A 25,424-nucleotide genomic window follows, 5' to 3' on the forward strand; every position below is an offset into this window, starting at 1 on the left:
AGATGACGACGACACCCGGCCCCGATCCCGTCCCCTCCGACGACGCCACGACGGCGGGCGAGCCGGTGGTCGCGGGCGGGCCGCCCGTACCGGCCGAGCAGGAGCCGATGCCGCGGGAGATCTGGTTCCTCGTCGTCGCCTCGTTCATCGTGGCGATGGGCTACGGGCTCGTCGCGCCCGTGCTGCCGACGTACGCGCGCTCGTTCGGCGTCGGGGTCACGGCCGCGACGGTGGTGGTCTCCGCCTTCGCCTTCATGCGGCTCGTGTTCGCCCCCGTCGGCGGCAGCCTCGTGGGGCGCCTCGGGCCGCGGCTCGTCTACGTGGCCGGGCTGGTGATCGTCGCGCTCTCGACCGGCGCGAGCGCCTTCGCCGGCGACTACTGGCAGCTGCTCGTCTTCCGCGGCCTGGGTGGGATCGGCTCGACGATGTTCACCATCTCCGCTGCCTCGCTGGTCATCACGCTCGCCCCGGTGGCCAAGCGGGGGCGGGCGTCGGCGCTGTTCGGCTCGGGGTTCCTCCTGGGCAACGTCTTCGGGCCCGTGCTCGGTGCGGCGCTGTCCGGGCTCGGCCTGCGCGCACCCTTCGTCATCTACGGCGTCGGGCTGCTGGTGGCGGCGGCCGTGGTCGCCGTGTTCGTGCGCCCCTCCCGGGCCGAGCGCGAGGCGGCGAAGGAGCGCGAGAAGGCGGAGCCGGCGCAGCCGCCGATGCGGGTGGCCGAGGCGATGCGCGACCGGGCCTACCGCGCCTCGCTCGTCTCCGGCTTCACGCACGGCTGGGCGAACATGGGCGTGCGGCTCTCGATCATCCCGCTGTTCGTGGTCACGGTGGCCGGGGCGGGCCAATGGTCGGCGGGCGTGGCGCTCGCGACCTACGCCGTCGGCACGCTGGTGACCCTGCGGTGGAGCGGCCGGGCGATCGATCGCATCGGTCGTCGGCCGATGCTCATCGGCGGCCTCCTGGCCTCGGCGGTGACCGCGATCGTGCTGGGCCTGTCCTTCCACGTGGCGATGGTGCTGGTGCTGTGCGCCCTCGGCGGCGTCGCGGCTGCGGCGATCCAGCCCGCGCAGCAGGCGGTGCTCGCCGACGTCGTCGGGCGTGAGCGCTCGGGAGGTCCCGTGGTGGCCCGCAGCCAGATGGCGATGGACACCGGCACCATCCTCGGCCCGATCGTCTCGGGGCTGCTGGTGGACGGGTTCGGGTACGAGTGGGCGTTCGTGCTGGCCGGCGTCGTGCTCCTGGCCGGGACGCTGCCCTGGCGTGGCGCGCCGGAGACACTGGCCCGGGTTCGGCAGGACGACGGGACGCATCGCAAGTGACCCCGTGACCCCGTGACCCCGTGACCCCGTGCGGCGGTGACGGCGGCAGGCGTCGTCGCGCAGGCCGCGGACCTGGCACGATCTCCCCCGGAGTGCCGAGTCGGGACGAGACGGGGGAATGTCGTGAGCGAGATCCAGCTGGGTGACGTCGAGGCACGGTGGTGGGGCAGCGAGCCCGCCGACGCCGAGGTCGGGATCCTTGCCGTCCACGGACGCGGTCAGGGGGCCGGCGACATGGTCCGCCTGCTCGAGCGGCTGCCCGAAGGCCTGCCGTCGGTGGCCGCGCTCGTCCCGCAGGCGGCGGGCGGCACGTGGTACCCGGAGCGGTTCCTCTCGCCGCTCGAGGACAACCGCGAGGCGCTCGGTCGGGCGCTCGACACGGCGGTCCGTGGCCTCGACGCCCTCGCGGAGGCGGGACTGTCGCGGGAGCGCGTCGTCGTGGTCGGGTTCTCCCAGGGGGCGTGCCTGCTCTCGACGCTCCTGCTCCAGGAGCCGGCCGCGGCCGGTCTGGCGGGGGCGGCGCTGCTGGCCGGCGGGTTCGTCGGGCCGCGGCAGATGCCCGCGCCGACGGGCGGGAGTGCGCTCGACGGTCTGCCGGTGCGCTTGTCCATCGCCGCCGAGGACGCCTGGGTGCCGCTGTTCCGCGTGGAGGAGACGGCGGCGGCCCTCACGCAGGTCGGGGCCGACGTCCGGCTCGTCGTGCGGGACGGGGACGAGCACGCCGTCGACGACGCGCAGGTGGAGTCGGTCGCCGAGCTCGTGCGTCGCGTCGTCGCGATCTGAGGCGGGAGAGGGACCGGGCCGGGCGAGCGGCTTGCCCGGGAGGCCGCCGCGGCCTGTCGAGCACCGTGCCCCGGGCGAGCGCCGCGCCCCCGAGCCGGTACCAGCGCCCGGAGCTCCCCGTTCAGTCGGTGCCGTCGACGATCTCGCGCGCGTGGGTCGCCACCCACTCGATGAGCGGGAGCATGCGCTCCATCAGCCCGACACCGAGCGGCGTCAGGCTGTACTCGACGTGCGGGGGCACGGTCGGGAGGGACTCGCGGTGGACGATCCCGTCCGCGGTGAGGCGCCGCAGCGTGGAGGCGAGCATCTTCTCGCTGATCCCGCCGACCTCGCGGCGCAGCTCGCCCCAGCGCAGGGTGCCCTCGGACAGCGCACACAGCACGAGGACGCCCCAGCGGCTCATCACGTGGTCGAGGACGGTGCGGGTCGGGCACTCCGGCGCGAAGCTGCCCGGTGACGAGGCCCGGATCTGCGCAAAACTTACCGGCATGTAGGTACCTTACGCAAAAGTGGGTACCAGCGGAAGGGAATGTGCGAGTCCGCCGATCGTTGATCGTGACGCACGCAGTTCCCGGATCGTCCGCAAGGAGTCTTCATGTCCATCCTCGTCACCGCCGCCTCGGGTCAGCTCGGCCACCTCGTCGTCGACCACCTCCTCGAGCGGGGCGCCGACCCGGCCGACGTCGTCGCCGGAGCCCGCACCGTCGAGAAGGCGGCGGACCTCGCCGAGCGTGGCGTGCGCGTGGTCCACCTCGACTACGAGGACCCGGCCACGGTCGATGCGGCCCTCGAGGGGGTCGAGAAGGTGCTGCTCATCTCCTCCGACGCGGTCGGCAAGCGTGCCGCCCAGCACCAGGTCGTCATCGACGCCGCGGCGCGCGCCGGCGTCTCTCTGCTGGCGTACACGAGCCTCATCAACGCGGACACCACGTCCTCGCCGCTCGCCCCCGAGCACCGGGCGACCGAGCAGGCGATCGCCGACGCGGGGCTGACCTCCGTCCTGCTGCGCAACGGGTGGTACGCCGAGAACTACGCGGCGAACGTGGCTGCCGCGTCGGCGACCGGCGAGCTCGTCTCCAACGTCGGCGCCGGGCGGGTGGCCGCCGCGAGCCGCTCGGACCTCGCCGAGGCCGCTGCCGTCGTGCTGCTCGGGGAGGGGCACGCCGGGCGCACTTACGAGCTGGCGGGTGAGTCGCTGAGCTACGAGCAGGTGGCGGCGGCGATCGGCGAGGTCGCCGGTCGCGAGGTCGCCCACCGTCCCGTGAGCGCCGAGGAGCACGCGGAGATCCTGCGGGCCGCCGGGCTCGACGACGGCACCATCGGGTTCGTCACCGCCGTCGACACCGGGATCGTCGCCGGTGACCTCGATTCGAGCGACACCGCCCTGGCCGAGCTCCTCGGCCGCCCCACGACCCCGCTCGTCGACGCCCTGCGCGCGGTGGTCTGAGGCGAGGCTCGCGGCGCGGGGTTCGCCGAGGCCCCGCGCCACGCGGTCACTTGTCGAAACCGGGCGCTCCCGGATCCCCGGTATAGCCGTCGGATATGGCCGTTCATTGGATTCCCTATTGGACGAGGATCCGCGGGCGGGCGACCCTTTTCGGGTGCCACCCGGGCAGCGAGGTCCGGGCGCGACGGCAGCAGCCCGTGGTCGAGTCGAAGGTGGAGCATGAGCACGACGACGTACGTCGCCCATCCGCAGCGTGTGATCTCCGGTGCGGGCGCATCCAGCTCGTCGATCGTCGCCGAGGTCGAGGCGGTCGGTGGCGGGCCGGTCCTGGTCGTGGCCTCCGATCGCGAGCGCGGTCTCGCGGAGGCCCCGATGGCGGCACTCGTGGAGGCTGGCCTCGACGTCGGGGAGGTCTTCACCGATGTGCGGCCGCATGTGCCGGCCGATGCTGCGGAGGCGGCGCGGGCCGTCGTGCGTGAGCGTGGTGTCCGCACTGTCGTGGCTCTCGGTGGCGGGTCGACGACGGGGCTGGCGAAGGCGGTCGCGCTGACCGAGGACGTGGCGATCGTCGCGATCCCGACGACGTATGCGGGTTCCGAGGCGACCGTCGTCTGGGGCATCACCGAGAACCGGCGGAAGGTCAACGGGTCCGACCCGCGAGTGCTGCCGGCGTCGGTCATCTACGACCCCGCGCTGACGACGACGCTGCCGTCGGCGTTGTCGGTGACCTCGGGGCTCAACGCGATGGCTCATTGCGTGGACTCGTTGTGGGGGCCGTCGGCGTCGGCGGTGTCGACGGCGTGGGCGACCGAGGGTGTCCGGGCGCTCGGCCAGGGGCTGGCCCCGGTCGTCGAGGACGGCGCCGACCTTGCCGCGCGCGCCCGCCTGCAGGACGCGACCTACCTCGCGGCCGCCGCCTTCTCCGCGGCCGGCTCGGGCATGCACCACAAGATCTGCCACGTCCTGGGCGGTCGGTTCGACCTCGAGCACGCGGCGCTGCACACCGTGGTGCTCCCGCACGTGCTGGCCTTCAACGCCCGGGCGGCTCCGGAGGCGGCCGGGCGGGTGGCGACCTCGCTCGCCGCGGCCGGGTACGGGGACGGTTCCGACGCCGTCGGTGCCCTGCTTGCCCTGTACGACGTGCTCGGTGCGCCCCGGTCGCTCGCGGATCTCGGGCTGCGCGTGGAGGACCTGGACGAGGCCGCCGAGCTCGCGTTGGAGAAGATCCCGGGCTCGAACCCGCGGCCGGTGACGGTCGACGAACTGCGCGAGCTACTCGGTCGCGCGCAGGCGGGGCAGCCCCCGGTGGGCTGACATCGCCCGCCAGTCCCCGCACTGCCCCAGCAGAGACGTTGTCCACCAGCACAGACATGACATGGAGGTCATGAGATGGCGAAGGTTGTGCCCGTACCCGAACCGGGCTCGGAGCAGGAGCGCCGCGAGACGCAGGTCCTCGAGCAGGTGATCGCGAGCTTCGCGGACACCCCCGACGCGCGGCTGAAGGAGGTCCTGGTCTCGCTCGTGCGGCACCTGCACGCGTTCATCAGGGACTCGCGGCTCACCCAGGACGAGTGGGACGCGGCGATCGCGTTCCTGCGCGCGGCCGGCGACATCACCACGGACGTGCGTCAGGAGTTCATCCTGCTCTCGGACGTGCTCGGGGCCTCCATGCTCACCGTCGCGGTCAACGAGCCGGCTCGTGGTGACGCGACGGAGGCGACCGTGTTCGGGCCGTTCTTCGTCGAGGACGCACCGCACGTCGAGCTCGGCGGCGACATCGCCCAGGGTGCGGTGGGTACGCCGGCGTGGGTGTCGGGTACCGTCCGCGACGTCGACGGCCGCCCGATCCCGGGTGCCCGCATCGAGGTGTGGGAGGCCGACGACGACGGGTTCTACGACGTCCAGTACGACGACGGCCGCACCGAGGGCCGGGCCCACCTGTTCTCCGACGACGACGGGTCGTTCCGGTTCTGGGGCGTGCAGCCGACGCCGTACCCGATCCCGCACGACGGCCCCGTGGGGCAGCTGCTGGAGGCAACCAACCGTTCCCCGATGCGGGCCTCGCACCTGCACTTCATGGTCACGGCGCGGGGGTACCGACGGCTCGTCACGCACATCTTCGTGCGCGGCGACGAGCTGCTCGACTCCGACGCCGTGTTCGGTGTGAAGGACTCCCTCGTCAAGGACTGGGTCGTGCACGACCCCGGCGAGCCGACCCCCGACGGTCGCGAGGTCGAGGGGGAGTGGACGTCCGCCGAGTTCGACATCGTGCTTGCCCACGCCGAGGAGGGCGACGCGCAGGAGCCCTCCGGAGCGGCGCCGAAGTCGTCTGCGCAGATGACGGGCCGGCCCGAGGTGGGGTGAGCCGCGGGCAGGCGAGGTCGCGCCGACGTCGCCCGGCCAGGCTCCGCCGTCGAGGGACGGTGCCGGACCGGGGCGTGAGAGGGCGCGAGAGCGTCAGGGCGCAGCGAGGTCGGCGCCGTCGCTCGAGGTAACGGCTGGGGCGGCCGTGGAGGCACGCCAACCGGGCCCGACTACTCGAGGAGAGGGAGCGGGTCGTCGACCGGGGGATCCCGAGGTGGTGGTGGAGCGGTGACCTCGGGTGGAGGTGGATCGAGTGCTCGCTCGGTCGTGGGCCGCGGCGGTGCGTCGGGGTCGATCATGTTGCCGCCGGGGCTGTAGAAGGTCCATCGACCCCCGGTGCGCGCGATGGTGATGCCCCGGGCATGCACGAGGTCATGGTGGTGCCAGCACAGGAGGATGCCGTGCTCGACGCTGGTCGGTCCGTGATCCCGGTACCACTGCAGCGAATGGTGGATCTCGCCGAATCCCGGTGGTTCGTCGCACCGGGGGAACTGGCAGTGCCGGTCGCGGGCGACGATCGCCCGCGTCATGTTCGCCGGGAAGATCCGCTTCTCCCGACCGACGTCGAGGACCGTGGACTCAGGGCCGAAGATCACGCGAGAGAGCGAGCTGTCGCAGGCCATCCGGGCGAGCAGCGCGTGAGGGATCGGCGTGCCGTCCTCCAGCGTCGCCGGCTCGACGCCCGCCATGCGGCCGGGGTCGATCGCGGTGGAGATCACGTGGTCGTCGCCGGGGACCCAGCTCTGGATCCACCGACGGGTCTCCTCGGACATCCCGTTGAGGTCCTCGACCACGCGGGGGACGACGCGGGTGTCGAATGTGCTGCCGCCGGGCGAGCCGGTGCCGAGTGTGCTGCCGCCGGGCGAGCCGGTGCCGAGTGTGCTGCCGCCGGGCGCGACCGGTCCGTGGGTGGGTGTGCCGAACGTGTCGCGGGTGGGCACGTCAGGCTGGAGGACGGGCGTGCCGTTGAGGTCGAAGGCGGGCACCTCGGGCGGGACGACGGAACCGGTGGCGGCCGCGAGCGCGGCGAGGGTCTCGAGCGACACCGTCACGGTCACGTGCGGGCGGACGCGCGCGTGGCTGAGCTGCACCCCGGCGTCGAGGGACTGGTGGGCGAGGGAGACCAGCGCGGACGCGCGGCGCTGGTTGGGCGTGCGACGGTCATCGGCGTCCTTGGTGCCCATGTGCGCGCTGAGAGCGGTCGTCACCACCTGGCCGGAGAGCTCGTCGAGCCAACCGTTGACGTGGAAGCCGCCCGTCGTCGGTGCGATCGAGAGCTCCTCGCGGGCGTCGTCCTCCTGCCAGGCCCGGTCGGCGGCGTCGGGGTCGACGGCGATCGCCCACTCCTTGATGAGCCGGGTGAACTCGTCGGCGTTGAGGAGTGCGGCCTTCTCGACGAGGAACTCCTCGCCGAGGTGGGTCTCACGGAGCTGCCTCTGCAGGCGGTGGGTCCTGATCCCCTCGTTCACGAGCGCATCGACGTGGCGCAGGCCGATCCTGCCCTCCTGGAGCGCCGCGTGGCTGAGGGGAAGGTGATCCCGAAGGGCTCGCGAGCGACGTGACTGGATGCCTGCGGCCGCACGCGTCGTGGCCGCGCGGTCCCGCAACCAGGTTGCGAAGGTCCGCTGCCCGTCGAGCGTCCACAGCCCGTCGGCCTCGACCGCCGACAGGATGCTCGCGCGGGTGGCTGCCAGCCGGCGGTCCGCCTGCTCGACCAGGTCCAGCGCGTCGTGGGCACCCTGGCCACGGACCGCGTGCCAGTCGGTGCCGGCGAGGGCCTCGAGGCGGGAGACGAGTGTGCTCAGCTCGTCGAGCGGTGAGGCGGGCCCGTCGGTCGGGGACGAGCGACGGGTAGCTGCGGCGGACGGCCCGGAGGAGCCGCTCTCAGGTCCGATGGACCCGCCACCAGGCGCGTGCTCAGCGGTGGGTGCCTGGTCCGTGGGGAGGTCGACGCTCGGTGCATCCGCCCACGAGGGCTCGTCGAACGGAACGGGGTCGTCGGCGAGAGGCGCGAACTGCTCCTCGGGGAACGGCAAGGAGTCGAGCCAGGCGTCGTACTCCTCGATCGAATCCGACCAGGCAGCGAACTTGGAGGACAGCTGGGCGTCATGGAGCGACTGCGTCTCGCCCGCCCTGGCATCGATCGTCATGACCTCACCCCCTCCGTGATGCACCCAATCTACTCGAACGCATGTTCGAGCACAAGGGAATTGCGCAACTTGTGCACAAGGTTGCAAGAGGCTGTCCTGTGGAAACCTCGTCGGCCGGCGGAGGAGGGTGCGCACGCCCGACCCAGGGCGGGCGCCCGCGCCCGACCCAGGGCGGGCGCTCGCGCGCGCCCGAGCGGATCCGACCTACGGTCGGGACATGTCCCGACGACGCGACCAGCCCCTGACGGCCGACGTCATCGTGGTCGGGGCGGGAGCTGCGGGCTGTGCGCTCGCGGCCCGTCTCGCCGGAGACCGACGCGTGCTGCTCCTCGAGGCCGGCGAGTGGCGGTGCGACCCGATGATCCAGGTACCGATGGCATTCATCCGCACCATGACCCGCGAGAACCTCAGCCATCGGTACACGGCCGAGCCCGACCCGGCGCCACCGGACGGCGCCGCGGTGCCGCCCGCCGAGACCTGGCTGCGTGGCCGCGGCGTCGGCGGGTCGATGCTCGTCAACGGCACGATGTACCTGCGCGGCGAGCCCCACCTCTACGACGGGCTCGCCGCGGAGCTGGGCGCGCACTGGTCGTGGCGCGAGTTCGCTTCGGCGTTCGACCACGTCGAGAGCGCGCTTCCGGTGCATCCGCCGAGACCGTTCGGCTCGGAGCTCGTATCGGCGATGGCGACGGCGCTCGGACCGGCCGGCGTGCCCACCGTCGACGACGTGCGGCTGTCCGCAGGCCCCCGCGTCGGCGCGACTCCGGCCACCGCGGGTCGGTGGGGGCGGCTGACGGCGGCGTCGTTGCTCGCTCCGCCGCGCGGGAGGGGGGCCGGTTCTGCGCGCCTGGCCACTCGCCCTGCCGCGCGCTCGGCCACTCGCCCTGCCGCTAGCCCTGCCGGGCGCCCGTCCACGCACGCCGTTGCCTCCGAGCGGACCAGCGATCGAGTAACGGCACGACCATCCGGCCTCCGCGTGCTGACGGGCCGGACGGCGGTGCGCGTCGTCGTCGAGGATGGCCGCGCGACCGGTGTGGAGGTCGTGGGACCGGGCGGCAGCCGAGTCATCCACCGAGCGCGCGAACAGGTCGTGGTCACCGCCGGGGCGCTCGAGTCGCCGCAGCTGCTCGAGCGGTCGGGGATCGGCGATCCCGAGCGACTCCGCGCGGCCGGGATCGCCTCCCGCGTCGCCTCACCCCGCGTCGGCGAGGGTCTGCGCGAGCAGCGGTCCGTGATCCTCAAGGCGCGACTCCGCCCGGGGCTCGGTCTCAACGACCGCCTCAGGACGAGAAAGGGGCTCGTGACAGCCGCACTCCAGTACTGCCTGACCCGCACCGGACCACTCACCGGGCCGCCCTACGACCTCGCCGCCTCCGTCGACTCCTCCGGCGGACAGGTCCCTGACCTGCAGCTCCTCCTCACGCAGATCTCCACGGACGACTCGGGACTCAGTCCCGCCGACCACGCCGGCCTCATGGTCCAGGCCTTCGCCCTTGCCCCGCGCTCGACCGGTTCGATCCACGTCACGTCGGCCGACCCGGGATCCGCCCCGGAGCTGCGCGCACCCGGCCTGGCCGACCCTCACGACCGGGCGCTCGCGGCGCGCGGCCTCGCCCTCGCGCGCGACGTCGTGTCCGCCCCCGCGCTGGCGGGCATCGTCGTCGGGGAGGAGTTTCCGGGGGATGCGGCGCCGCCGGGCGACGAACGGGCGGCGGCCGAGGTCGTCGCCGCCACCGGTGGCGGGATCTACCACGCCGTCGGGACCTGCGCCGCGGGTGGCGACGGGGCGGTCGTCGATGAGCGGCTGCGGGTGCGCGGCGTCGACGGGCTGCGCGTGGCCGACCTGTCCGTGCTACCCCGCCACACCTCCGGCGGGACGGCGGCCGTGGCGATGGCGCTCGGCCACCTCGCTGCCGGCTGGCTCGCCGAGGACCTCGGGTGAGCGCCGGCTCGCGGGAGCGCAGGCCGGAGCCGCCGTCGAGGGCGCATGTCTGGCCGGAGCCAGCCCCGGTCCCCGGACCTCCGGCCGAGGTCGATGGACCGGTCCTGCGCACCCGAGGTGCGCGCACGCGCGCGTTGGGGAGCTTCGCGTTAGGTGGCTCGCCGTGGGGGCTCGCACGGCTCTCGGAGCCGGCCCGGCCGTTCGCCCGCTGCGTCCTTCGGTCGCACCGTCCCGCCACCCCGCACGACGACGTCGAACGCGCCACCGCCCGCCTGCTCGTCGACCGCGGCCTGGTCCTGCCCGTGCCCGCGCCGCGCGCCCCGGGAGCCGGGGAGGTCGAGGCGATCGTGCCCGTGCACGGCCCGGCTCCCGCGCTCGATCGTTGCCTGGCCGCGCTGACCGTGCCGGTGACCGTCGTCGACGACGCCTCCGCGCCCGCGGACGCCGACCACATCGCGCAGGTGTGCGCCGCCCGCGGTGCCCGGCTCGTGGTGCTGCCGCGCAATCTTGGCCCGGGCGGGGCGCGGGATGCCGGGCTCGCAGCCACGACGGCGCCGTACGTCGCCTTCCTCGACGCCGACACGACCCCGACGCCGGGTTGGATCGAGGCCCTGCTCCCGCATCTCGACGACCCCCGGGTCGCGGTGGTGGCGCCCCGGGTGCGTGCTGCGGCGCGGCCGCGGGCCGGCGTGCTCGAGAGTTTCGAGCGGCACCGCGGATCGGTGGACCTCGGGGCTGTGGCCCGCAGCGTCGCGCCCGGTGGGCAGCTCGGGTACGTCCCGACCGCCGCCGTCCTCGTGCGACGGTCGGCGTTGCCGACGCCCGCCTTCGAGCCGGGACTGCGGGTCGGGGAGGACGTGGACCTCGTGTGGCGTCTCGTCGGCGAGGGGTGGCAGGTGCGCTACCTCCCGCACGTCGAGGTGCACCATGACGTGCGAGCGATGATCAGCGAATGGGCTGGTCGACACGCCGATTACGGCACTTCTGCGGTGGCGCTCGAGGCGAGGCACCCGGGACGGCTGAGCCCGGTCGTGCTGAGTCCGGAGTCGGTGCTCGTGCTCGCGGCGGGAGCCCTCCTGGCGGCAGCAGTGACTGGGTGGCCGGTGGCTGAGGAGTTGGTGCCTGGCTGGCCGGTGGCTGCGGGGTCGGTGGCTGGGGCGTGCTCGGGCCGACGTGCGGGGGCCGGTACCGCGACGGACGTTGTTGCGCCGGGGGGCGGAGCAACGATCGGCGCGGCGATCGGAGCCGCGACGGTCGGGGCGCTGGCAGCGGGCGTCGGTGTGGCGCGCACGGCTCGGGGGCTGCGGCCCGCCGGGGTCCCGCTCGCCGTCGGCGCTGAGCTCGGCGTCCTTGGCCTCCGGTTCGAGCTGTCGACCGTCGCGCAGGCACTGCGTCGGGAGTGGTGGCCGGTGGGTGCTGCGTGTGCGCTCGTAGGGGCCGCGCCGGCCGGCTGGGTGCGACGCCCGGTGCGCGCCGCCGTCGCCCTGGCGCTCCTGCCGACCCTGGGAGACGCGGGGGTGCAGACGCGTCGATGGATGAAATGTCAGGTCAAAAAGGTGACTGGAGGGAAATCGGTCTCCGAACCGAACGAGGATCGACCCGATGCTCCGCTCGATCCGCTGCGCCACCTCGCGCTGCGACTGCTGGCCGACGCCGCCTACGGCACCGGCGTGCTGCGCGCCGCGGTGCGCAGCCGGTGCTGGGCCGTGCTGGCGCCGCGGCTGCGCCTGCGGTAACGGGCCGGATGACCGAGCCCGACGGCCGGCCGTTGTCAGAGCCCTTGAGCCCCAGTCTCTCCGGACCCGCGCTCAGCCCTGCTCGGCGACCAGCTCGTCGAAGGCAGCCAGGGCCCGTGCGACCAGCTCCTCGAACAGCTGCGCCCCCTCCTCGGCGTTGGCCCCGGTCGGGTCGCCGAGGATCCCGTTCGGGCTGAGGGTCCGCACGCCGTCGGTGCGCAGGACGTCGATGATCTCCCGCAGCGGCGTGGTGTTCCCCGGCTCAGCGAGGTCGGCCCGCACCCGCGCGGGGTCGAGGTGCAACAGCAGCGATGTCTCCGACCGTCCCGCGTGCGCGTCCATGCCCGGCATCCCCAGGTGGTGCCTGCGGAGGAGCCGGCACTCGGTCGAGCAGATCTCGGCCGCCTCGCGGAGAGCCGCCGCGTTCCCGCCGTGCCCGTTGACGGCCAGCACGGCGTCGAAGGTCGGCGTCGAGTCGCGGACGACCTCGACGAGGACGTCGCGCAGGGCGGTCGTACCGATCGACAGGGTCCCGGGGAAGTCGGAGTGCTCGCCGCTGGCGCCCAGCGGGATCGCGGGCGCGAGCGCCGCCTGCGGTCGGTCGGCGACGATCCGCTCGGCCACGGCGCGCGCCGTCGTCGTGTCCGTGTCCAGCGGCAGGTGCGGGCCGTGCTGCTCGAGCGAGCCGACCGGCACCACGAGGATCCGGCGCTCACCGCGATCGTGCGCCCGTCCGCCCGCCGACTCGACCTCGGGCCACGTCGCGTCGGCGAGCCTCACGGCCGGTCCTCCGGCCGCGCATCGTGGGCGCTGTGCTCGCTCCCGGCGTCGGGTGCTTCGGCGTCGTGTGCCTCGTCACCGCCGGCCCCCTCACCCGAGCCGACCGCGTCGCGCTTCTCCGTGCGTCCGGCGCCCACCCTCTGCGTGAGGATCGCGGCGTGTTCCGCGTCGAGCAGCTCGAGGTCGATGATCGTCTCGAAGGCGGAGTCGATGAGCGCGGTCAGCTCCACGTTCCGCCGTGGGATCCACTGGCGGTAGGCCGCGATCGCGGCGCTGAGCGCGACCTCGCCGATGAGCTGCGGTCCGAAGGCGCCGGCCGGCTGGCCCAACCGCCGCCCCGTGAACTCGGCGATCGCCAGGCGCCAGCCCTCGAACTTCAGCAGCGAGCGTGCGATGAGGTCCGGCTCGGTGAGGATGAGCCGCAGCCGTGCCCGGTGCTGGGCGATCCCCTCGGGCGGCACGCGGTTGAACTCCACGACGGCGGTGCGGAGCGCGGCCATCATCGGCACGTCGTCGTCGATCTGCCCCAGGGCGGACCGCAGCCGCTCGACCTCGGCCTCGAAGTCCCCCCACACGACGTCGGCCTTGGTTGCGAAGTAGCGGAAGAACGTCCGCCGCGAGACCCCTGCGGCCGAGGCGATCTGCTCGACCGACACCTCGCCGTAGCCGTGGCGCGTGAAGAGCTCGACGCCGATCGTCGCGAGCTCGTCGTGGGTCGTCGAACGGGGCCGGCCGGCAGGCCGTGGCGCCGCGGTCTCGTCGCCGTCGATCGTGCTCATCTCCGTCTCGCCTCCGTTGCACTGGCACCCAGTGTCATATACCGTCTCCATAAGCCGATGTGGGCTGGCCCACACGGGACGAAGGTCCAGGTTCGAGGAGGAACCATGAACAGGTCCACCACGCAGTCCACCGAGTCTGCCGTCAACACGGTCACCGCGGACGACCTCGTCGAGGACGTCTCGATCGACGGCATGTGCGGGGTCTACTGACCGTGACCGCGACAGCCGCCGACCAGGCCGTGCCGGGCTCGGGGACCAGCCTCGATACTGGCACGGCCTGGCGGTTGCACCCCCGGGTGGCCGTCCGGCCCGAGCCGTTCGGCGCCCTCCTGTACCACTTCGGCACCCGCCGCCTCAGCTTCCTCAAGGACGTCGGCCTCGTCGACCTTGTGTCCGTGCTCGGCGACTTCACCAGCATCGCCGCGGCGCTCGACGCCCTCGACGTCGACGGTCCCCGCCGCGACGGGTTCGTCGCCGCGCTGCAGCGGCTGGCCGACACCGACATGCTGCTCCCGGTCGACGACGACCGGGCGCCCACCACCGACCCGACCCCCGCCGGGGCAAGCGACCTGCGCGAGGCCGCCTCGCCGTCGGGCGCGGGGACGGGACCGCAGGAGGACTCCCCGTGACCATCGCCCCCGATAGGCGCCCCAGCCTCGTCGACCACTTCGAGCGTGGGCTCGACTCCCCGATCTGCCTGACCTGGGAGCTGACCTACGCCTGCAACCTCTCGTGCTCGCACTGCCTGTCCGCCTCGGGCCGGCGCGACCCGGACGAGCTGACCACCGAGCAGTGCAAGGCCGTCATCGACGAGCTCCAGCGCATGCAGGTCTTCTACGTCAACATCGGTGGCGGTGAGCCCACGGTCCGCCCCGACTTCTGGGAGATCGTCGAGTACGCGACCAGCCACGACGTCGGCGTGAAGTTCTCCACCAACGGCGTGCGCATCACTCCCGAGGCGGCCCGCCGCATCGCGGACAACGGCTACATCGACGTGCAGATCTCCCTCGACGGTGCCACCGCCGAGGTCAACGACGCGCTGCGCGGCAAGGGCTCCTTCGACCTCGCCGTGCGGGCGATGCAGAACCTGCGCGACGCCGGGGTCGAGGGCTTCAAGATCTCCGCGGTCATGACGCGGCACAACATCCCGCAGCTCGACGCCTTCAAGGACCTCGCCGACGAGTACGGTGCGACGCTGCGCATCACCCGCCTGCGCCCGTCCGGCCGCGCCGTCGACGTGTGGGACGACATCCACCCGCTGCCCGAGCAGCAGCGCGAACTCTACGACTGGCTGGTCGCGCGCGGCGAGGGCGTGCTCACGGGCGACTCGTTCTTCCACCTGTCCGCCTACGGTCAGGCGCTGCCGGGGCTCAACCTGTGCGGCGCCGGCCGCGTGGTCTGCCTCATCGACCCGGTCGGCGACGTCTACGCCTGCCCGTTCGCCATCCACGACGCGTTCAAGGCCGGCAACATCACGGTCGACGGCGGTTTCGCCTCCGTGTGGCGCGAGTCCGAGCTGTTCACCGAGCTGCGCGAGCCGCAGACCGGCGGCGCCTGCGCCGGCTGCGGGTTCCTCGAGACCTGTCGCGGCGGCTGCATGGCCGCGAAGTTCTTCACCGGTCTCCCGCTGGACGGCCCCGACCCCGAGTGCGTGCGTGGGATCGGCGAGGAGATGCTGCAGGCCCGCGAGAAGGACATGGAGATGCCGCGCCCCGCGGTCGACCGCTCGCACCGGACCTCGCCGCCCCGTCCGCGCGCGAAGTCGCGGCCCGTGCCGGTGACCATCGGGATGGGCGTGCCGGACCGCCCGCCCGTCAGCGCCTGCGAGGAGAACCCGCTGGCCGGGTTCGTCCCGCCGGGTGCGGGTGCGGCTCCGGGTGGGGCGTCCGGCCCGACCCGGCCGCCGACGTCGGACTGCGACGAGAACCCGCTCGCCGGGTTCCGGCCGACGACGACCGCGCAGCAGCGCCCCGACGGCGCAGCGATCGCCGACACGACGATGTCCACCGGCGGCGGGTGCTGCGGGGGAGGCAGCTGCGGTTGCTGACCCCCCGCCTCACCCATCGACTGACCCGCCCTACAGCCAGTCACCACATCGACCGGCCCGCGATCTTCCCCGCGCGGACCACCACCCACCCGCGCGTGGGCGCACGGACGCGCCCGCGCGGACGAACGACGACGTCAGGAGCATGACCATGGCAGGACGACTCGAGGGCAAGGTCGCCTTCATCACCGGCGCGGCGAAGGGCCAGGGGCGCAGCCACGCGATCCGCCTGGCACAGGAAGGCGCCGACATCATCGCCGTCGACATCCTGGAGGACGTCGAGAGCGCCCCGTACGCGATGGGCACGCAGGCGGAGCTGGACGAGACGGTCCGCGCGGTCGAGGCGCTCGACCGCCGCATCGTCGCGCGGCAGGCCGACGTCCGCGACGCTGCTCGCCTCACGGAGGTGCTCGACGAGGGCGTGGCCGAGCTCGGCCGGCTCGACATCGTCTCGGCCAGCGCCGGCATCGTCTCGGGGTTCCGCCCGTCGGAGGAGCTCGACGAGAAGACCTGGCAGGACATGATCGACATCAACCTCACGGGCGTGTGGAAGACGTGCAACGCGGCCATCCCGCACCTGCGGGCCAGCGGTGGCGGATCGATCACGATCACCAGTTCGGTCGTCGCGCTCAAGCCGGCGCAGAACGTCGTGCACTACGTCGCCGCGAAGATGGGCGTCATCGGGGTCATGCGCGTCCTCGCGCTCGAGCTGGCCAAGGACAAGATCCGGGTCAACACGATCCACCCGACGACGGTGGCCACCGACATGACGTTCATGCAGCCGATGTACGACCTCTTCCGGCCCGATCTCGAGAACCCCACCAAGGAGGACTTCCTCGAGGTCACGCACGTGCTCAACCCGTACCCGGTGGACCTCATCGAGGCTGTCGACCTGTCGAACGCGCTGCTGTTCCTCGCCTCCGACGAGGCCCGGTACGTCACCGGGATCGAGTTCCCCGTCGACGCCGGCAACCACATCGGATGAGACGGCACGCACGACGCTGACCGACGCGCTCACCATCCACGTACGACCCCAAGGAGCTGCTCGACATGGCAGGACTGCTCGAGGGCAAGGTCGCCTTCATCACCGGCATCGCGCGCGGCCAGGGCCGCAGCCACGCGGTACGCCTTGCGGAGGAGGGGGCCGACATCATCGGCGTCGACCTCCTCGAGGACGTGCCCCTCATCCCGTACGCGGGTGGCACGCAGGAGGACCTGGACGAGACCGTGCGACAGGTCGAGGCTCTCGACCGCAGGATCATCGCCCGCAAGGTCGACATCCGCGACGAGGCCGCGATGCAGGAGTTCGTCGACGGCGCGGTGGCCGAGCTCGGAGGCCGGCTCGACGTCGTCTGCGCCAACGCCGGCATCTCGGGCCCGATGATGCCCACGGTCGAGCTGAGCCACGAGGCGTGGTCGCAGATGATCGACATCAACCTCACGGGCCAGTGGATCACCACCAAGGTGACGGCGCCGCACATGATCGAGGCCGGCAACGGCGGCTCGATCGTGCTGACCAGCTCGGGTGCGTCCCTGCGGGCGAACGCCAACATCGCGCACTACTCGGCGGCCAAGGCGGGTGTCGTCTCCCTCATGCAGACGCTCGCCAAGGAGCTCGGCCCCCACTCGATCCGGGTCAACTCGGTCCACCCCACCCAGGTGAACACCCCGATGATCATGCACGACGACCAGATGCGGATCTTTCGACCCGATCTCGAGAACCCGACGATGGACGACTTCGCAGAGGTGTCGCAGTCGCTGCACGTCCTGCCGATCCCGTGGGTCGAGCCCGTCGACATCTCGAACGCGATCCTCTTCCTCTCCTCCGACGCGGGGCGCTACATCACCGGCGTGCCGCTGCCGATCGACGCGGGCGGCTCACTCTGACCGGTCGGCGCCCCGGCGTGCGCGGCCGTGCCGGGGTGCCGACCCGACGACGACGGCCGCAAGCGTTTCACCACTGATCAGGACGAAGGAGTCACATCATGGCTGGACGAGTAGAAGGCAAGGTCGCGTTCATCTCCGGGGCGGCGCGGGGTCAGGGGCGCAGCCACGCCGTGCGCCTCGCGGAGGAGGGCGCCGACATCATCGCGTTCGACATCTGCAGGGACGTCGAGACCAGCTCGATCCCTGGGGCACGACCGGAGGATCTCGAAGAAACTGTGCGCGCCGTCGAGGCGCTCGACCGGCGCATCATTGCTCGGCAGGTCGATGTTCGAGACTACGACGCCGTGAAGTCGCTGGTCGACGACGGTGTGGCGGAGCTCGGGCGTCTCGACATCGTCGCGGCGAACGCCGGGATGGCGGGGGAGCTCGGGAAGGCCGACACACTGTCCGAAGATGGCTGGCGGACGATGATCGATGTCAATCTCACCGGCGTGTGGCACACCGCCAAGGCAGCCCTGCCGCACCTCAAGGCCACCGGTGACGGAGGGGCGATCGTCATCACGAGCTCGGCCGCCGGTCTGCAGCCCTACGAGAATCAGGCGCACTACGTCTCGGCGAAGCACGGCGTGGTCGGACTGATGAAGGCGATGGCGCTCGAGTTCGGACCCGACAAGATCCGGGTGAACTCGATCCACCCCACGCAGGTGGACACCCCGATGATCATGAACGACACGATCATCAAGCTCTTCGTCCCTGGCAAGGAGTCACCTTCGCCGGACGACTTTGCGGAAGTTTCTCAGGCGATGCAGGCGCTCCCGATCCCTTGGGTCGAGGCCGTCGACATCTCCAACGCGCTGCTGTTCCTCGCATCGGACGAGGGCCGGTACATCACAGGCGTCCCGCTGCCGGTCGATGCGGGCACGCTCATCAAGTAGGCGCACACCGATGCGCAAAGACACATCTCAACGGACCTGATCTCGACGAAGGAGTCACATCATGGCTGGACGAGTAGAAGGAAAGGTCGCATTCATCTCGGGAGGTGCGCGCGGGCAGGGACGATCCCACGCCGTGCGCCTCGCAGAAGAGGGCGCCGACATCATCACCTTCGACATCTGCCGAGACATAGAGACGAACCCCTATCCGGGTCCGACGGCCGAGGACCTGGCGGAGACCGTTCGTCAGGTCGAAGCGCTCGATCGTCGGATCATCGCGCGTGAGGCCGACGTCCGGGACTTCGACGCGGTCAAGGCTGTCGCGGACGAGGGCGTGGCCGAGCTCGGCAGGCTCGACATCGTCTCCGGCAACGCCGGCATCGTGGGCGAGCTCAACCCGACTGAGGTCCAGTCCGAGGCGGGCTGGCAGGAGATGATCGACATCAATCTCACCGGGGTGCGCCACACGGCGAAGGCGGCGATCCCGCACATCAAGGCTGGCGGCAACGGCGGATCGATCATCCTCACGAGCTCGACGGCGGGCATCAAGCCGTACGCGAACCTGTCCCACTACGTTGCTGCCAAGCACGGCGTCGTCGGGCTCATGAAGACGTTGACGCTCGAGCTTGCCGGGGACAACATCCGGGTCAATTCCATCCACCCGACGCAGGTGGACACGGACATGATCCAGAACGAGGCGATGTACAAGCTTTTCCTCCCTGACAACGACAACCCGACTCGGGAAGAGTTCGCGGAGGTTGCAAAGGGGCTGCAAGCCATGCCGCTCCCATGGGTCGAGGCGATCGACATCTCGAACGCTCTGCTCTTCCTGGCCTCGGACGAGGCGCGTTACATCACCGGGCAGCAGCTCAAGGTGGACCTCGGGCAGACGACGCTGTAGAGCCAACGTCGCCATCCCGCGCACGACAAGAGTTCGACTGGACGAAGGAGTCACCCACCATGGCAGGACGTCTTGAAGGCAAGGTTGCGCTCGTCTCCGGAGGTGCGCGCGGGCAGGGTCGCTCCCACGCCCTGCGCCTCGCGGAGGAGGGCGCCGACATCATCACGTTCGACGTCTGCGCGCCGGTCGACGGCGTCGAGTACCCGGCACCGACCGAGGAGGACCTCGCCGAGACGGTCCGCCAGGTCGAGGCGCTCGACCGGCGGATCGTCGCCCGAACCGCCGACGTGCGGGACCCCGCGGCGGTCAAGGCCGTCGTCGACGAAGGCGTCGCCGAGCTCGGCGGCCGGCTCGACGTCGTCTCGGCCAACGCCGGCATCTTCACCTTCGGTACTCCAGCGGTCGAGGAGTCCGAGGAGTCCTGGGACACGATGCTCGACATCAACCTCAAGGGCGTGTGGCGCACGGTCAAGGCAGCCGCCCCGCACATGATCGAGGCCGGCAACGGTGGGTCCGTCGTCCTGACGAGCTCGACCGCCGGGCTCCAGGGGACCGCGAACGTGGGCTCCTACACGGCGGCGAAGCACGGCGTCGTCGGTCTGATGCGCACCTTGGCGCTCGAGCTCGGCACGCACCGCATCCGTGTTAACACGGTGCACCCGACGTCGGTCAACACCCCGATGGTGCTCAACGACGCCCTGTACCGGTTGTTCGCGCCGGACCTGGACAGCCCCGGCGAGGGCGACTTCCGGGAGCGCATCCAGGCGCTGCACGCCCTGCCCGTGTCCGCGGTCGACCCGGTGGACATCTCGAATGCCATCGTCTGGCTCTCCTCGGAGGAGGCGCGGTACGTCACGGGCACCGAGATCAAGGTCGACGCCGGCTTCACGCTCTGACCGATCGGAGCCCCGGCGTAGGCGGCCGCGCCGGGGCTCCGCACCGACCCGCAGGGCCGCGACCCGATCACCACCGATCACGACGAAGGAGTCACGCATCATGGCTGGACGTATGGAAGGCAAGGTCGTCTTCATCACCGGTGCCGCACGCGGGCAGGGACGCAGCCACGCGCTGCGCCTGGCCGAGGAGGGCGCCGACATCATCGCCGTCGACATCTGCGAGCCGATCCCGGGCGTCACGGAGTACGACGGTGCGACGGCCGAGGACCTTGCGGAAACCGTCAAGCAGGTGGAGGCGCTCGATCGCCGGATCATCGCCGAGCAGGGGGACGTCCGGGACCCCGCTCGCCTGAAGGAGGTCGTCGACAAGGGGGTGGCCGAGCTCGGCGGCCGCCTCGACGGCATCGTCGCGAACGCCGGGATCGACATCTTCAACCACTGGAACGCGTTCAGTCAGGACGACTGGCAGACGACGATCGATATCAACCTCACCGGCGTCTGGAACACGGTGCAGGCGGCCGCGCCGACGATGATCGAGGCTGGGAACGGCGGATCCATCGTTCTCATCTCGTCGGCGAACGGCATCAAGCCCGGTCCCTTCAACGCGCCGTACAACGCGGCAAAGTTTGGCGTTACCGCACTCGGCAAGTCCTTCGCCCAGGAGATGAGCAAGGACAAGGTGCGCGTCAACACGATCCACCCGGGGCCGGTCGACACCCATATGGCCCAGGGCGTCGACCGGATCATGCAGCTGGAGAGCGAGAATCCGGGTCTGCTGCCCATGCTCAACGGATTCCCGCGGGGTGGCGAGGGGATCGCTCTCATGTCGCCGCGCGAGATCTCGAACGCGATCCTCTACCTGCTCTCCGACGAGTCGACCTGGACGACCGGACTCTCGATGCACGTCGACGGCGGCATGTCGCAGACCTGACACGCCTGCGCGAGGCCCGCTTGGGCGGGCGCCCACGACGACAGCGGGCGCCCGCCCTCGCGGCCGCAGGTGCTCGGTCGATCAAGACCATCGCACCGAGCAATAAGGAATATCCATGCGTCTGCATGTGCTTACGCATGTAAGAGAAACGACACGTCGTCGATGGAGAGGGACAGGTCATGGCAGGACGCATGGAAGGCAAGGTCGTCTTCATCACCGGTGCTGCTCGCGGTCAGGGGCGTGCGCATGCCGTCAGGCTCGCGGAGGAGGGCGCGGACATCATCGCGGTCGACATCAGCGAGCCGGTGCCCGGCATCGGCTACCTGGCCTCGACCGCGGATGACCTGGCCGAGACCGTGCGACAGGTCGAGGCGCTCGACCGCCGCATCGTGGCGGCGGACGCGGACGTCCGTGACGCGGAGCGGCTCGCGCAGGTCGTGACGGACGGTGTCGCCGAGCTCGGCGGACGTCTTGACGGCATCGTCGCGAACGCCGGCATCGACCTCGCGCGGCGCTGGGACGGCTTCACGGAGGAGGAGTTCCGCACCGTCGTCGACATCAACCTCATCGGCGTCTGGAACACCGCTCGCGCAGCCGTCCCCGCCATGCGGGAGGCTGGCAACGGCGGGTCCGTCGTCCTCGTCTCCTCGGCCAACGGGCTCAAGGGCGGCCCCTTCAACGCCGCGTACGTGTCCGCGAAGTTCGGTGTGACCGGCCTCGGCAAGGTGATGGCGGCGGAGCTGGCCAAGGACAGGATCCGGGTCAACACGCTCCACCCCGGCGGCATCGCGACACCCATGGGGGACGGCATCTTCCCGGAGTTCGAGGAGGCCGCCAAGGGCGGGAACGAGCATCTGCTCGGGACCTACGGCCAGTTCCACCAGGGCGGCTCCGTCGACCCGCGCGAGATGGCGAACGCCGTCCTCTACATGCTGTCCGACGAGTCGAGCTACCTGATCGGCCACTCCATGGCCGTCGACGGTGGCATGACTCAGTGGTAGCGCCTTCCCGGCGCTCGTCAGGTCGTCGACCTCGCCGTGCGCCGGCCCGTCCGTCCGTACCGCCATCCCGATGACCTGACGTCGTCCCGAAGCCCACACCCACCACCTACCCACGCGAGGACCAGGAATGAGCACTCAGTCGACCGGCGTTCGCGACACTGCCTACGTCACCCGCATGCGCGCGAGCGTGGGGGCCCGCGTCGTCGGCCGGGAGCACGAGCTCGACCTGGTCCTCGCCGCGGTCGCGGCCGGGCGGGACATCCTCCTCGAGGGCCCGCCCGGCACGTCGAAGTCCACCCTGCTGCGCGCGATCGCCGAGGAGTGGGCGATCCCGTTCGTCCTCGTCGAGGGCAACGCCGACCTCACCCCCGGCAAGCTCATCGGCGGCCACGACCCCGCGCGCGTCCTGCGCGAGGGGTACAAGGACGACAACTTCGTCGACGGCCCTCTCGTGCGAGCCATGCGCGAGGGCGGCTTCCTCTACATCGAGGAGTTCAACCGCGCGCCCGACGACACCCTCAACACCCTGCTCACCGCCATGGCCGAACGGGAGGTGACCGTCCCGCGCATGGGCACGGTCACCGCCCTGCCGACCTTCCGGGTCATCGCCTCGATGAACCCCTACGACAACGTCGGCACCACCCGCCTGTCCTCCTCGGTGCACGACCGCTTCAACCGCCTCGTCGTCGACTACCAGGACGCCGCCTCCGAGCGTGCCATCGTCGCCCTTCGCACCGGGCTCGCCCCCGCCGGCAGCGACCAGCCCGTCGGCACCTCCGCCGGCCCCGACGACGGCGCCCACCTCCCGGGGGCGCTCGCCGAGGCGGTCCTCGCCGACGCCGTCGCGCTCACGCGCGCCACCCGCGACCACGAGGACACCCGCCAGGGCAGCTCCGTGCGCGGGGCCATCGACCTCGCGCTCGTCGCCGCCCAGCTGCTCGCCATGCGCGGCGTCGAGACCGCCGGCGAAGGGCGCCTGACCTCGGAGGACACGCCCCGACGCCGCTACGCCGAGACGGTGCGCGACGCCGCGATGGTCGCCCTGTCCGGCCGCCTCCACGTCGACGCCGCCGCGGCCACCACGCCCGAGCGCGTCGTCCACCAGATCTGGGAGGACCACTTCATCCTCCACCCCGCGGCGGCCGAGGGTGGTTGAAGAGAGGTCGCGGCCGACTCGCCCGTCCGGCGTCGGACGGAGAGCGGGGGCCGCAGGCGCCGACCCAAGGTCCTCGACGAGGAGCCGCGGGTCTTCGAGCCCGCGCCCGGCGAGGGCGGCGGGCAGGTGCTGGTCGCCACCGGTGACGGCGGCAGGAAGGGCGCAGCGAGCGTGCGTGGTTCCGCCGCGCCCGGCGAGACCGGCGAGGAGGGCGAGGTCGTCGACCTGGCCGACCTCGACGAGGAGGCCGACGCCGAGGCCCTGCGCCGCGCCCGCGAGATCGCCGCTGCCCTGGCCGTCCCGCAGCCGCCACGCCGGGAGTCCGCGCGCCGCGGTCTGGGCGAGGTGCGGTCCCTGCCCTTCATCGGCGGGGCCGACGAGATCGACCTCGAGGCGACCGTCGACAACCTCGTCGCCAACCCGGTGCCCGACGCGCGCGACGTCGTCGTGCGTGAGCGGGTACGGGAGCGCCGCGCGGTGGTCCTCGTCGTCGACGTCTCGGGATCGATGCGCGGTGAGCGCGTCCGCTCGGCGGCTGCCGCCGTCGGGGCGCTCGTGGGCGAGCTGGTCCGCGACGACCTCGCCGTCGTCGCCTTCTGGTCCGACGCCGCGATCCTCGCCCCGATGGGGCGCAGCACCACGCCCGGTGAGATCCTGGAGCTGCTCGTGCGCATCCCCGCGCGCGGGCTCACCAACGTCGAGCTGCCCCTGCGCCTGGCGCGGGAGCAGCTCGGCACCGTGCCGGGGTCCGAGGGCCGCGTCCTGCTGCTCTCGGACTGCGTGCACAACGCCGGACCCGACCCGCGGACCGTGGCGGCGACCCTTCCGCGGCTCGACGTCCTCCTGGACACCTCCGGGGAGAAGGACGTCGACCTCGGCCGGGACCTCGCCCGGCTCGGCCGCGGCCGGCTGGAGACGGTGCGCGGCCACCGCGACCTGCCGTCCGCGCTGTCGAGGATCCTCGCGCACGGCACGTGACCCGACCTGACCAGAGAACGACAGACCCGCCCGACGGCGCCCCGCCGTCGGGCATCCGGCGCCCCGGCGCCCCGACAAGTGAAGGACATCCCCCAATGGCCAACCCGTGGTTCGAAAGCGTCATCGAGGCCCAGCGGCGGGCACAGCGTCGGCTGCCCCGCTCCGTGTACATGGCCCTCGTCGCCGGCTCCGAGCGCGGCTCGACGGTGCGCGGCAACATCGACGCGTTCAGCGAGCTCGGCTTCGCCCCGAAGATCACCAGCAACCCGATGGACCAGGACACCTCGACGACGATCATGGGCGTCCCCGTCGACCTGCCCGTGATGATCTCGCCGACCGGCGTGCAGGCCGTCCACCCCGACGGCGAGCTGGCCGTCGCGCGGGCCGCGAACAACCGCAACGCCGCGATGGGCCTGGGTGCCTACTCGTCGAAGCCGATGGAGGACGTGATGGCCGCGAACGCGGGCCGCACCTTCTTCCAGATGTACTGGTCCGGCGGGCGCGACCAGATGCTCGCCCTGGCCCAGCGGGCCAAGGACGCCGGCGCGGCCGGGCTCATCGTCACCCTCGACTGGACCTCCGGCTACGGGCGCGACTGGGGCAGCCCCGAGATCCCCGAGCAGATGAACATCAAGACGATCCTCGGCTACATCCCCGAGATCGTCATCGGCGGCAAGTTCGACTACGCGCTCGACTGGGCCAAGACCCTGCGGCCGCCGGCGCTGACGGTGCCCAACGCCGTCCTCAAGGGCGAGCGCGAGCCCGGCTTCTTCGAGGCCATGGGCTGGTGGCGCCAGACCGAGATCCCGTCCTGGGACGACATCGCGTGGCTGCGCGAGCAGTGGGACGGCCTGTTCATGGTCAAGGGCATCACCCGCGTCGACGACGCCCGCGCCGCCCGCGACGCCGGTGCCAGCGCCATCTCCGTGTCCAACCACGGCGGCAACAACCTCGACACGACGCCGGCCACGATCCGGCTCCTGCCGGCGATCGCGCAGGCGGTCGGGGACGAGGTCGAGGTCCTCATGGACGGCGGCGTGCGCCGCGGCGGCGACGTCTACAAGGCGCTCGCGCTCGGGGCGAAGGCCGTCCTCATCGGCCGCGCCTACCTGTGGGGCATGAGCGCCAACGGGCAGGGCGGCGTCGAGAACGTCCTCGACATCATGCGCGACGGCCTCAAGGCCGCGATGATGGGCAACGGCCACTCCTCGCTCGACCAGATCTCCGTCGACGACCTCGTGGTGCCGCCGAACTTCGCCATCACCGCGGGCGGCGACGAGGGCAACGTCTGGGGCGTGCCCGAGCTGCGCAGCGACGCCGCGATCGACCAGGAGCGCTCCGCGGCGCACCGGTAGGCCCGGCAGGAGCGGTCCGCGGGCGAGCCATGCCGCCTCGCTCCCG

Annotated in this window: 24 protein-coding genes; 20 read left to right on the forward strand and 4 right to left on the reverse strand. The window is 72.0% G+C overall.

The genetic code is table 11. From position 1 onward, the window contains the following. Nucleotides 1-2 precede the first annotated feature (2 nt). Together AC3D3D_RS10035 and AC3D3D_RS10040 are read left to right on the forward strand one after the other, a co-directional pair. Nucleotides 3-1,316 (forward strand): MFS transporter, encoded by a 1,314-nt coding sequence (locus tag AC3D3D_RS10035; RefSeq protein ID WP_463661931.1) that lies wholly within the window; start codon nt 3-5, stop codon nt 1,314-1,316. Nucleotides 1,317-1,439: 123 nt separating this feature from the next. Continuing rightward, complete coding sequence (locus tag AC3D3D_RS10040; protein ID WP_463661932.1) at nt 1,440-2,099, forward strand: alpha/beta hydrolase; 660 nt, start codon at nt 1,440-1,442, stop codon at nt 2,097-2,099. Between the two features lie 121 nt (nt 2,100-2,220). Here AC3D3D_RS10040 and AC3D3D_RS10045 read toward each other — a convergent pair whose 3' ends face one another. Beyond that, nucleotides 2,221-2,589 (reverse strand): winged helix-turn-helix transcriptional regulator, encoded by a 369-nt coding sequence (locus tag AC3D3D_RS10045; RefSeq protein ID WP_463661933.1) that lies wholly within the window; start codon nt 2,587-2,589, stop codon nt 2,221-2,223. Nucleotides 2,590-2,694: 105 nt separating this feature from the next. Between AC3D3D_RS10045 and AC3D3D_RS10050 the strand changes: the two genes are divergently transcribed. The 3 genes from AC3D3D_RS10050 (at nt 2,695) to AC3D3D_RS10060 (ending at nt 5,910) form a co-directional block, all read left to right on the forward strand. Continuing rightward, nucleotides 2,695-3,546, forward strand: a complete 852-nt coding sequence (locus AC3D3D_RS10050) for an SDR family oxidoreductase (RefSeq protein ID WP_463661934.1) — start codon at nt 2,695-2,697, stop codon at nt 3,544-3,546. Between the two features lie 219 nt (nt 3,547-3,765). Beyond that, nucleotides 3,766-4,860, forward strand: coding sequence for a maleylacetate reductase (locus AC3D3D_RS10055; protein ID WP_463661935.1), 1,095 nt, complete (start codon nt 3,766-3,768; stop codon nt 4,858-4,860). A gap of 75 nt (nt 4,861-4,935) precedes the next feature. Further along, the gene (locus AC3D3D_RS10060; RefSeq protein WP_463661936.1) at nt 4,936-5,910 is read left to right on the forward strand and encodes a dioxygenase family protein; all 975 of its coding nucleotides are present in this window, start codon (nt 4,936-4,938) and stop codon (nt 5,908-5,910) included. A 170-nt stretch (nt 5,911-6,080) separates the two neighbouring features. Here the strand turns inward: AC3D3D_RS10060 and AC3D3D_RS10065 are convergent, their stop codons facing one another. Further along, a complete protein-coding gene (locus AC3D3D_RS10065; protein WP_463661937.1) occupies nt 6,081-8,060 on the reverse strand; it encodes an HNH endonuclease signature motif containing protein in 1,980 nt (659 codons plus the stop codon). Between the two features lie 217 nt (nt 8,061-8,277). Here AC3D3D_RS10065 and AC3D3D_RS10070 point away from each other — a divergent pair, with 217 nt between their 5' ends. Together AC3D3D_RS10070 and AC3D3D_RS10075 are read left to right on the forward strand one after the other, a co-directional pair. Next, nucleotides 8,278-10,002 carry a GMC family oxidoreductase gene (locus AC3D3D_RS10070; protein WP_463661938.1) on the forward strand — a complete coding sequence of 575 codons (1,725 nt, stop codon included), beginning with the start codon at nt 8,278-8,280 and terminating at the stop codon, nt 10,000-10,002. Nucleotides 10,003-10,136: 134 nt separating this feature from the next. Further along, nucleotides 10,137-11,738: a glycosyltransferase gene (locus AC3D3D_RS10075; protein ID WP_463661939.1), complete on the forward strand. Its 1,602-nt coding sequence runs from the start codon at nt 10,137-10,139 to the stop codon at nt 11,736-11,738. Between the two features lie 72 nt (nt 11,739-11,810). Here the strand turns inward: AC3D3D_RS10075 and mftE are convergent, their stop codons facing one another. Then, a complete protein-coding gene (mftE, locus tag AC3D3D_RS10080) occupies nt 11,811-12,518 on the reverse strand; it encodes a mycofactocin biosynthesis peptidyl-dipeptidase MftE (RefSeq protein ID WP_463661940.1) in 708 nt (235 codons plus the stop codon). Then, nucleotides 12,515-13,297, reverse strand: coding sequence for a mycofactocin system transcriptional regulator MftR (gene mftR, locus AC3D3D_RS10085; protein WP_463661941.1), 783 nt, complete (start codon nt 13,295-13,297; stop codon nt 12,515-12,517). Before mftR ends, mftE begins: the two co-directional genes overlap by 4 nt. A 105-nt stretch (nt 13,298-13,402) precedes the next feature. On the opposite strand from mftR, the gene mftA reads away from it, so the two are divergent. The 13 genes from mftA (at nt 13,403) to mftD (ending at nt 25,378) form a co-directional block, all read left to right on the forward strand. Further along, nucleotides 13,403-13,507: a mycofactocin precursor MftA gene (gene mftA / locus AC3D3D_RS10090; protein WP_463661942.1), complete on the forward strand. Its 105-nt coding sequence runs from the start codon at nt 13,403-13,405 to the stop codon at nt 13,505-13,507. A gap of 2 nt (nt 13,508-13,509) precedes the next feature. Beyond that, a complete protein-coding gene (gene mftB / locus AC3D3D_RS10095) occupies nt 13,510-13,926 on the forward strand; it encodes a mycofactocin biosynthesis chaperone MftB (RefSeq protein WP_463661943.1) in 417 nt (138 codons plus the stop codon). Continuing rightward, a complete protein-coding gene (gene mftC, locus AC3D3D_RS10100) occupies nt 13,923-15,344 on the forward strand; it encodes a mycofactocin radical SAM maturase (RefSeq protein ID WP_463661944.1) in 1,422 nt (473 codons plus the stop codon). Before mftB ends, mftC begins: the two co-directional genes overlap by 4 nt. Before the next feature lie 148 nt (nt 15,345-15,492). Next, entirely contained in the window at nt 15,493-16,326 is an 834-nt protein-coding gene (locus AC3D3D_RS10105; RefSeq protein ID WP_463661945.1) for a mycofactocin-coupled SDR family oxidoreductase, read from the forward strand. A gap of 65 nt (nt 16,327-16,391) precedes the next feature. Beyond that, nucleotides 16,392-17,228 (forward strand): mycofactocin-coupled SDR family oxidoreductase, encoded by an 837-nt coding sequence (locus AC3D3D_RS10110; protein WP_463661946.1) that lies wholly within the window; start codon nt 16,392-16,394, stop codon nt 17,226-17,228. A 98-nt stretch (nt 17,229-17,326) separates the two neighbouring features. Beyond that, entirely contained in the window at nt 17,327-18,163 is an 837-nt protein-coding gene (locus AC3D3D_RS10115; protein WP_463661947.1) for a mycofactocin-coupled SDR family oxidoreductase, read from the forward strand. 61 nt (nt 18,164-18,224) lie between these two features. Then, nucleotides 18,225-19,061 carry a mycofactocin-coupled SDR family oxidoreductase gene (locus tag AC3D3D_RS10120; protein WP_463661948.1) on the forward strand — a complete coding sequence of 279 codons (837 nt, stop codon included), beginning with the start codon at nt 18,225-18,227 and terminating at the stop codon, nt 19,059-19,061. Nucleotides 19,062-19,120: 59 nt separating this feature from the next. Beyond that, nucleotides 19,121-19,957 carry a mycofactocin-coupled SDR family oxidoreductase gene (locus AC3D3D_RS10125; RefSeq protein WP_463661949.1) on the forward strand — a complete coding sequence of 279 codons (837 nt, stop codon included), beginning with the start codon at nt 19,121-19,123 and terminating at the stop codon, nt 19,955-19,957. A gap of 100 nt (nt 19,958-20,057) precedes the next feature. Further along, nucleotides 20,058-20,888, forward strand: a complete 831-nt coding sequence (locus tag AC3D3D_RS10130; RefSeq protein WP_463661950.1) for a mycofactocin-coupled SDR family oxidoreductase — start codon at nt 20,058-20,060, stop codon at nt 20,886-20,888. A gap of 179 nt (nt 20,889-21,067) precedes the next feature. After that, on the forward strand, nt 21,068-21,889 hold the full coding sequence (locus AC3D3D_RS10135; RefSeq protein WP_463661951.1) for a mycofactocin-coupled SDR family oxidoreductase: 822 nt from the start codon (nt 21,068-21,070) through the stop codon (nt 21,887-21,889). A gap of 175 nt (nt 21,890-22,064) precedes the next feature. Next, nucleotides 22,065-23,045 (forward strand): AAA family ATPase, encoded by a 981-nt coding sequence (locus tag AC3D3D_RS10140; protein WP_463662100.1) that lies wholly within the window; start codon nt 22,065-22,067, stop codon nt 23,043-23,045. Between the two features lie 126 nt (nt 23,046-23,171). After that, complete coding sequence (locus AC3D3D_RS10145; RefSeq protein ID WP_488511940.1) at nt 23,172-24,023, forward strand: vWA domain-containing protein; 852 nt, start codon at nt 23,172-23,174, stop codon at nt 24,021-24,023. 95 nt (nt 24,024-24,118) lie between these two features. Beyond that, nucleotides 24,119-25,378, forward strand: a complete 1,260-nt coding sequence (mftD, locus tag AC3D3D_RS10150; protein WP_463661953.1) for a pre-mycofactocin synthase MftD — start codon at nt 24,119-24,121, stop codon at nt 25,376-25,378. Nucleotides 25,379-25,424: the final 46 nt, after the last annotated feature.

The organism is Georgenia sp. X1117 (assembly GCF_057784635.1).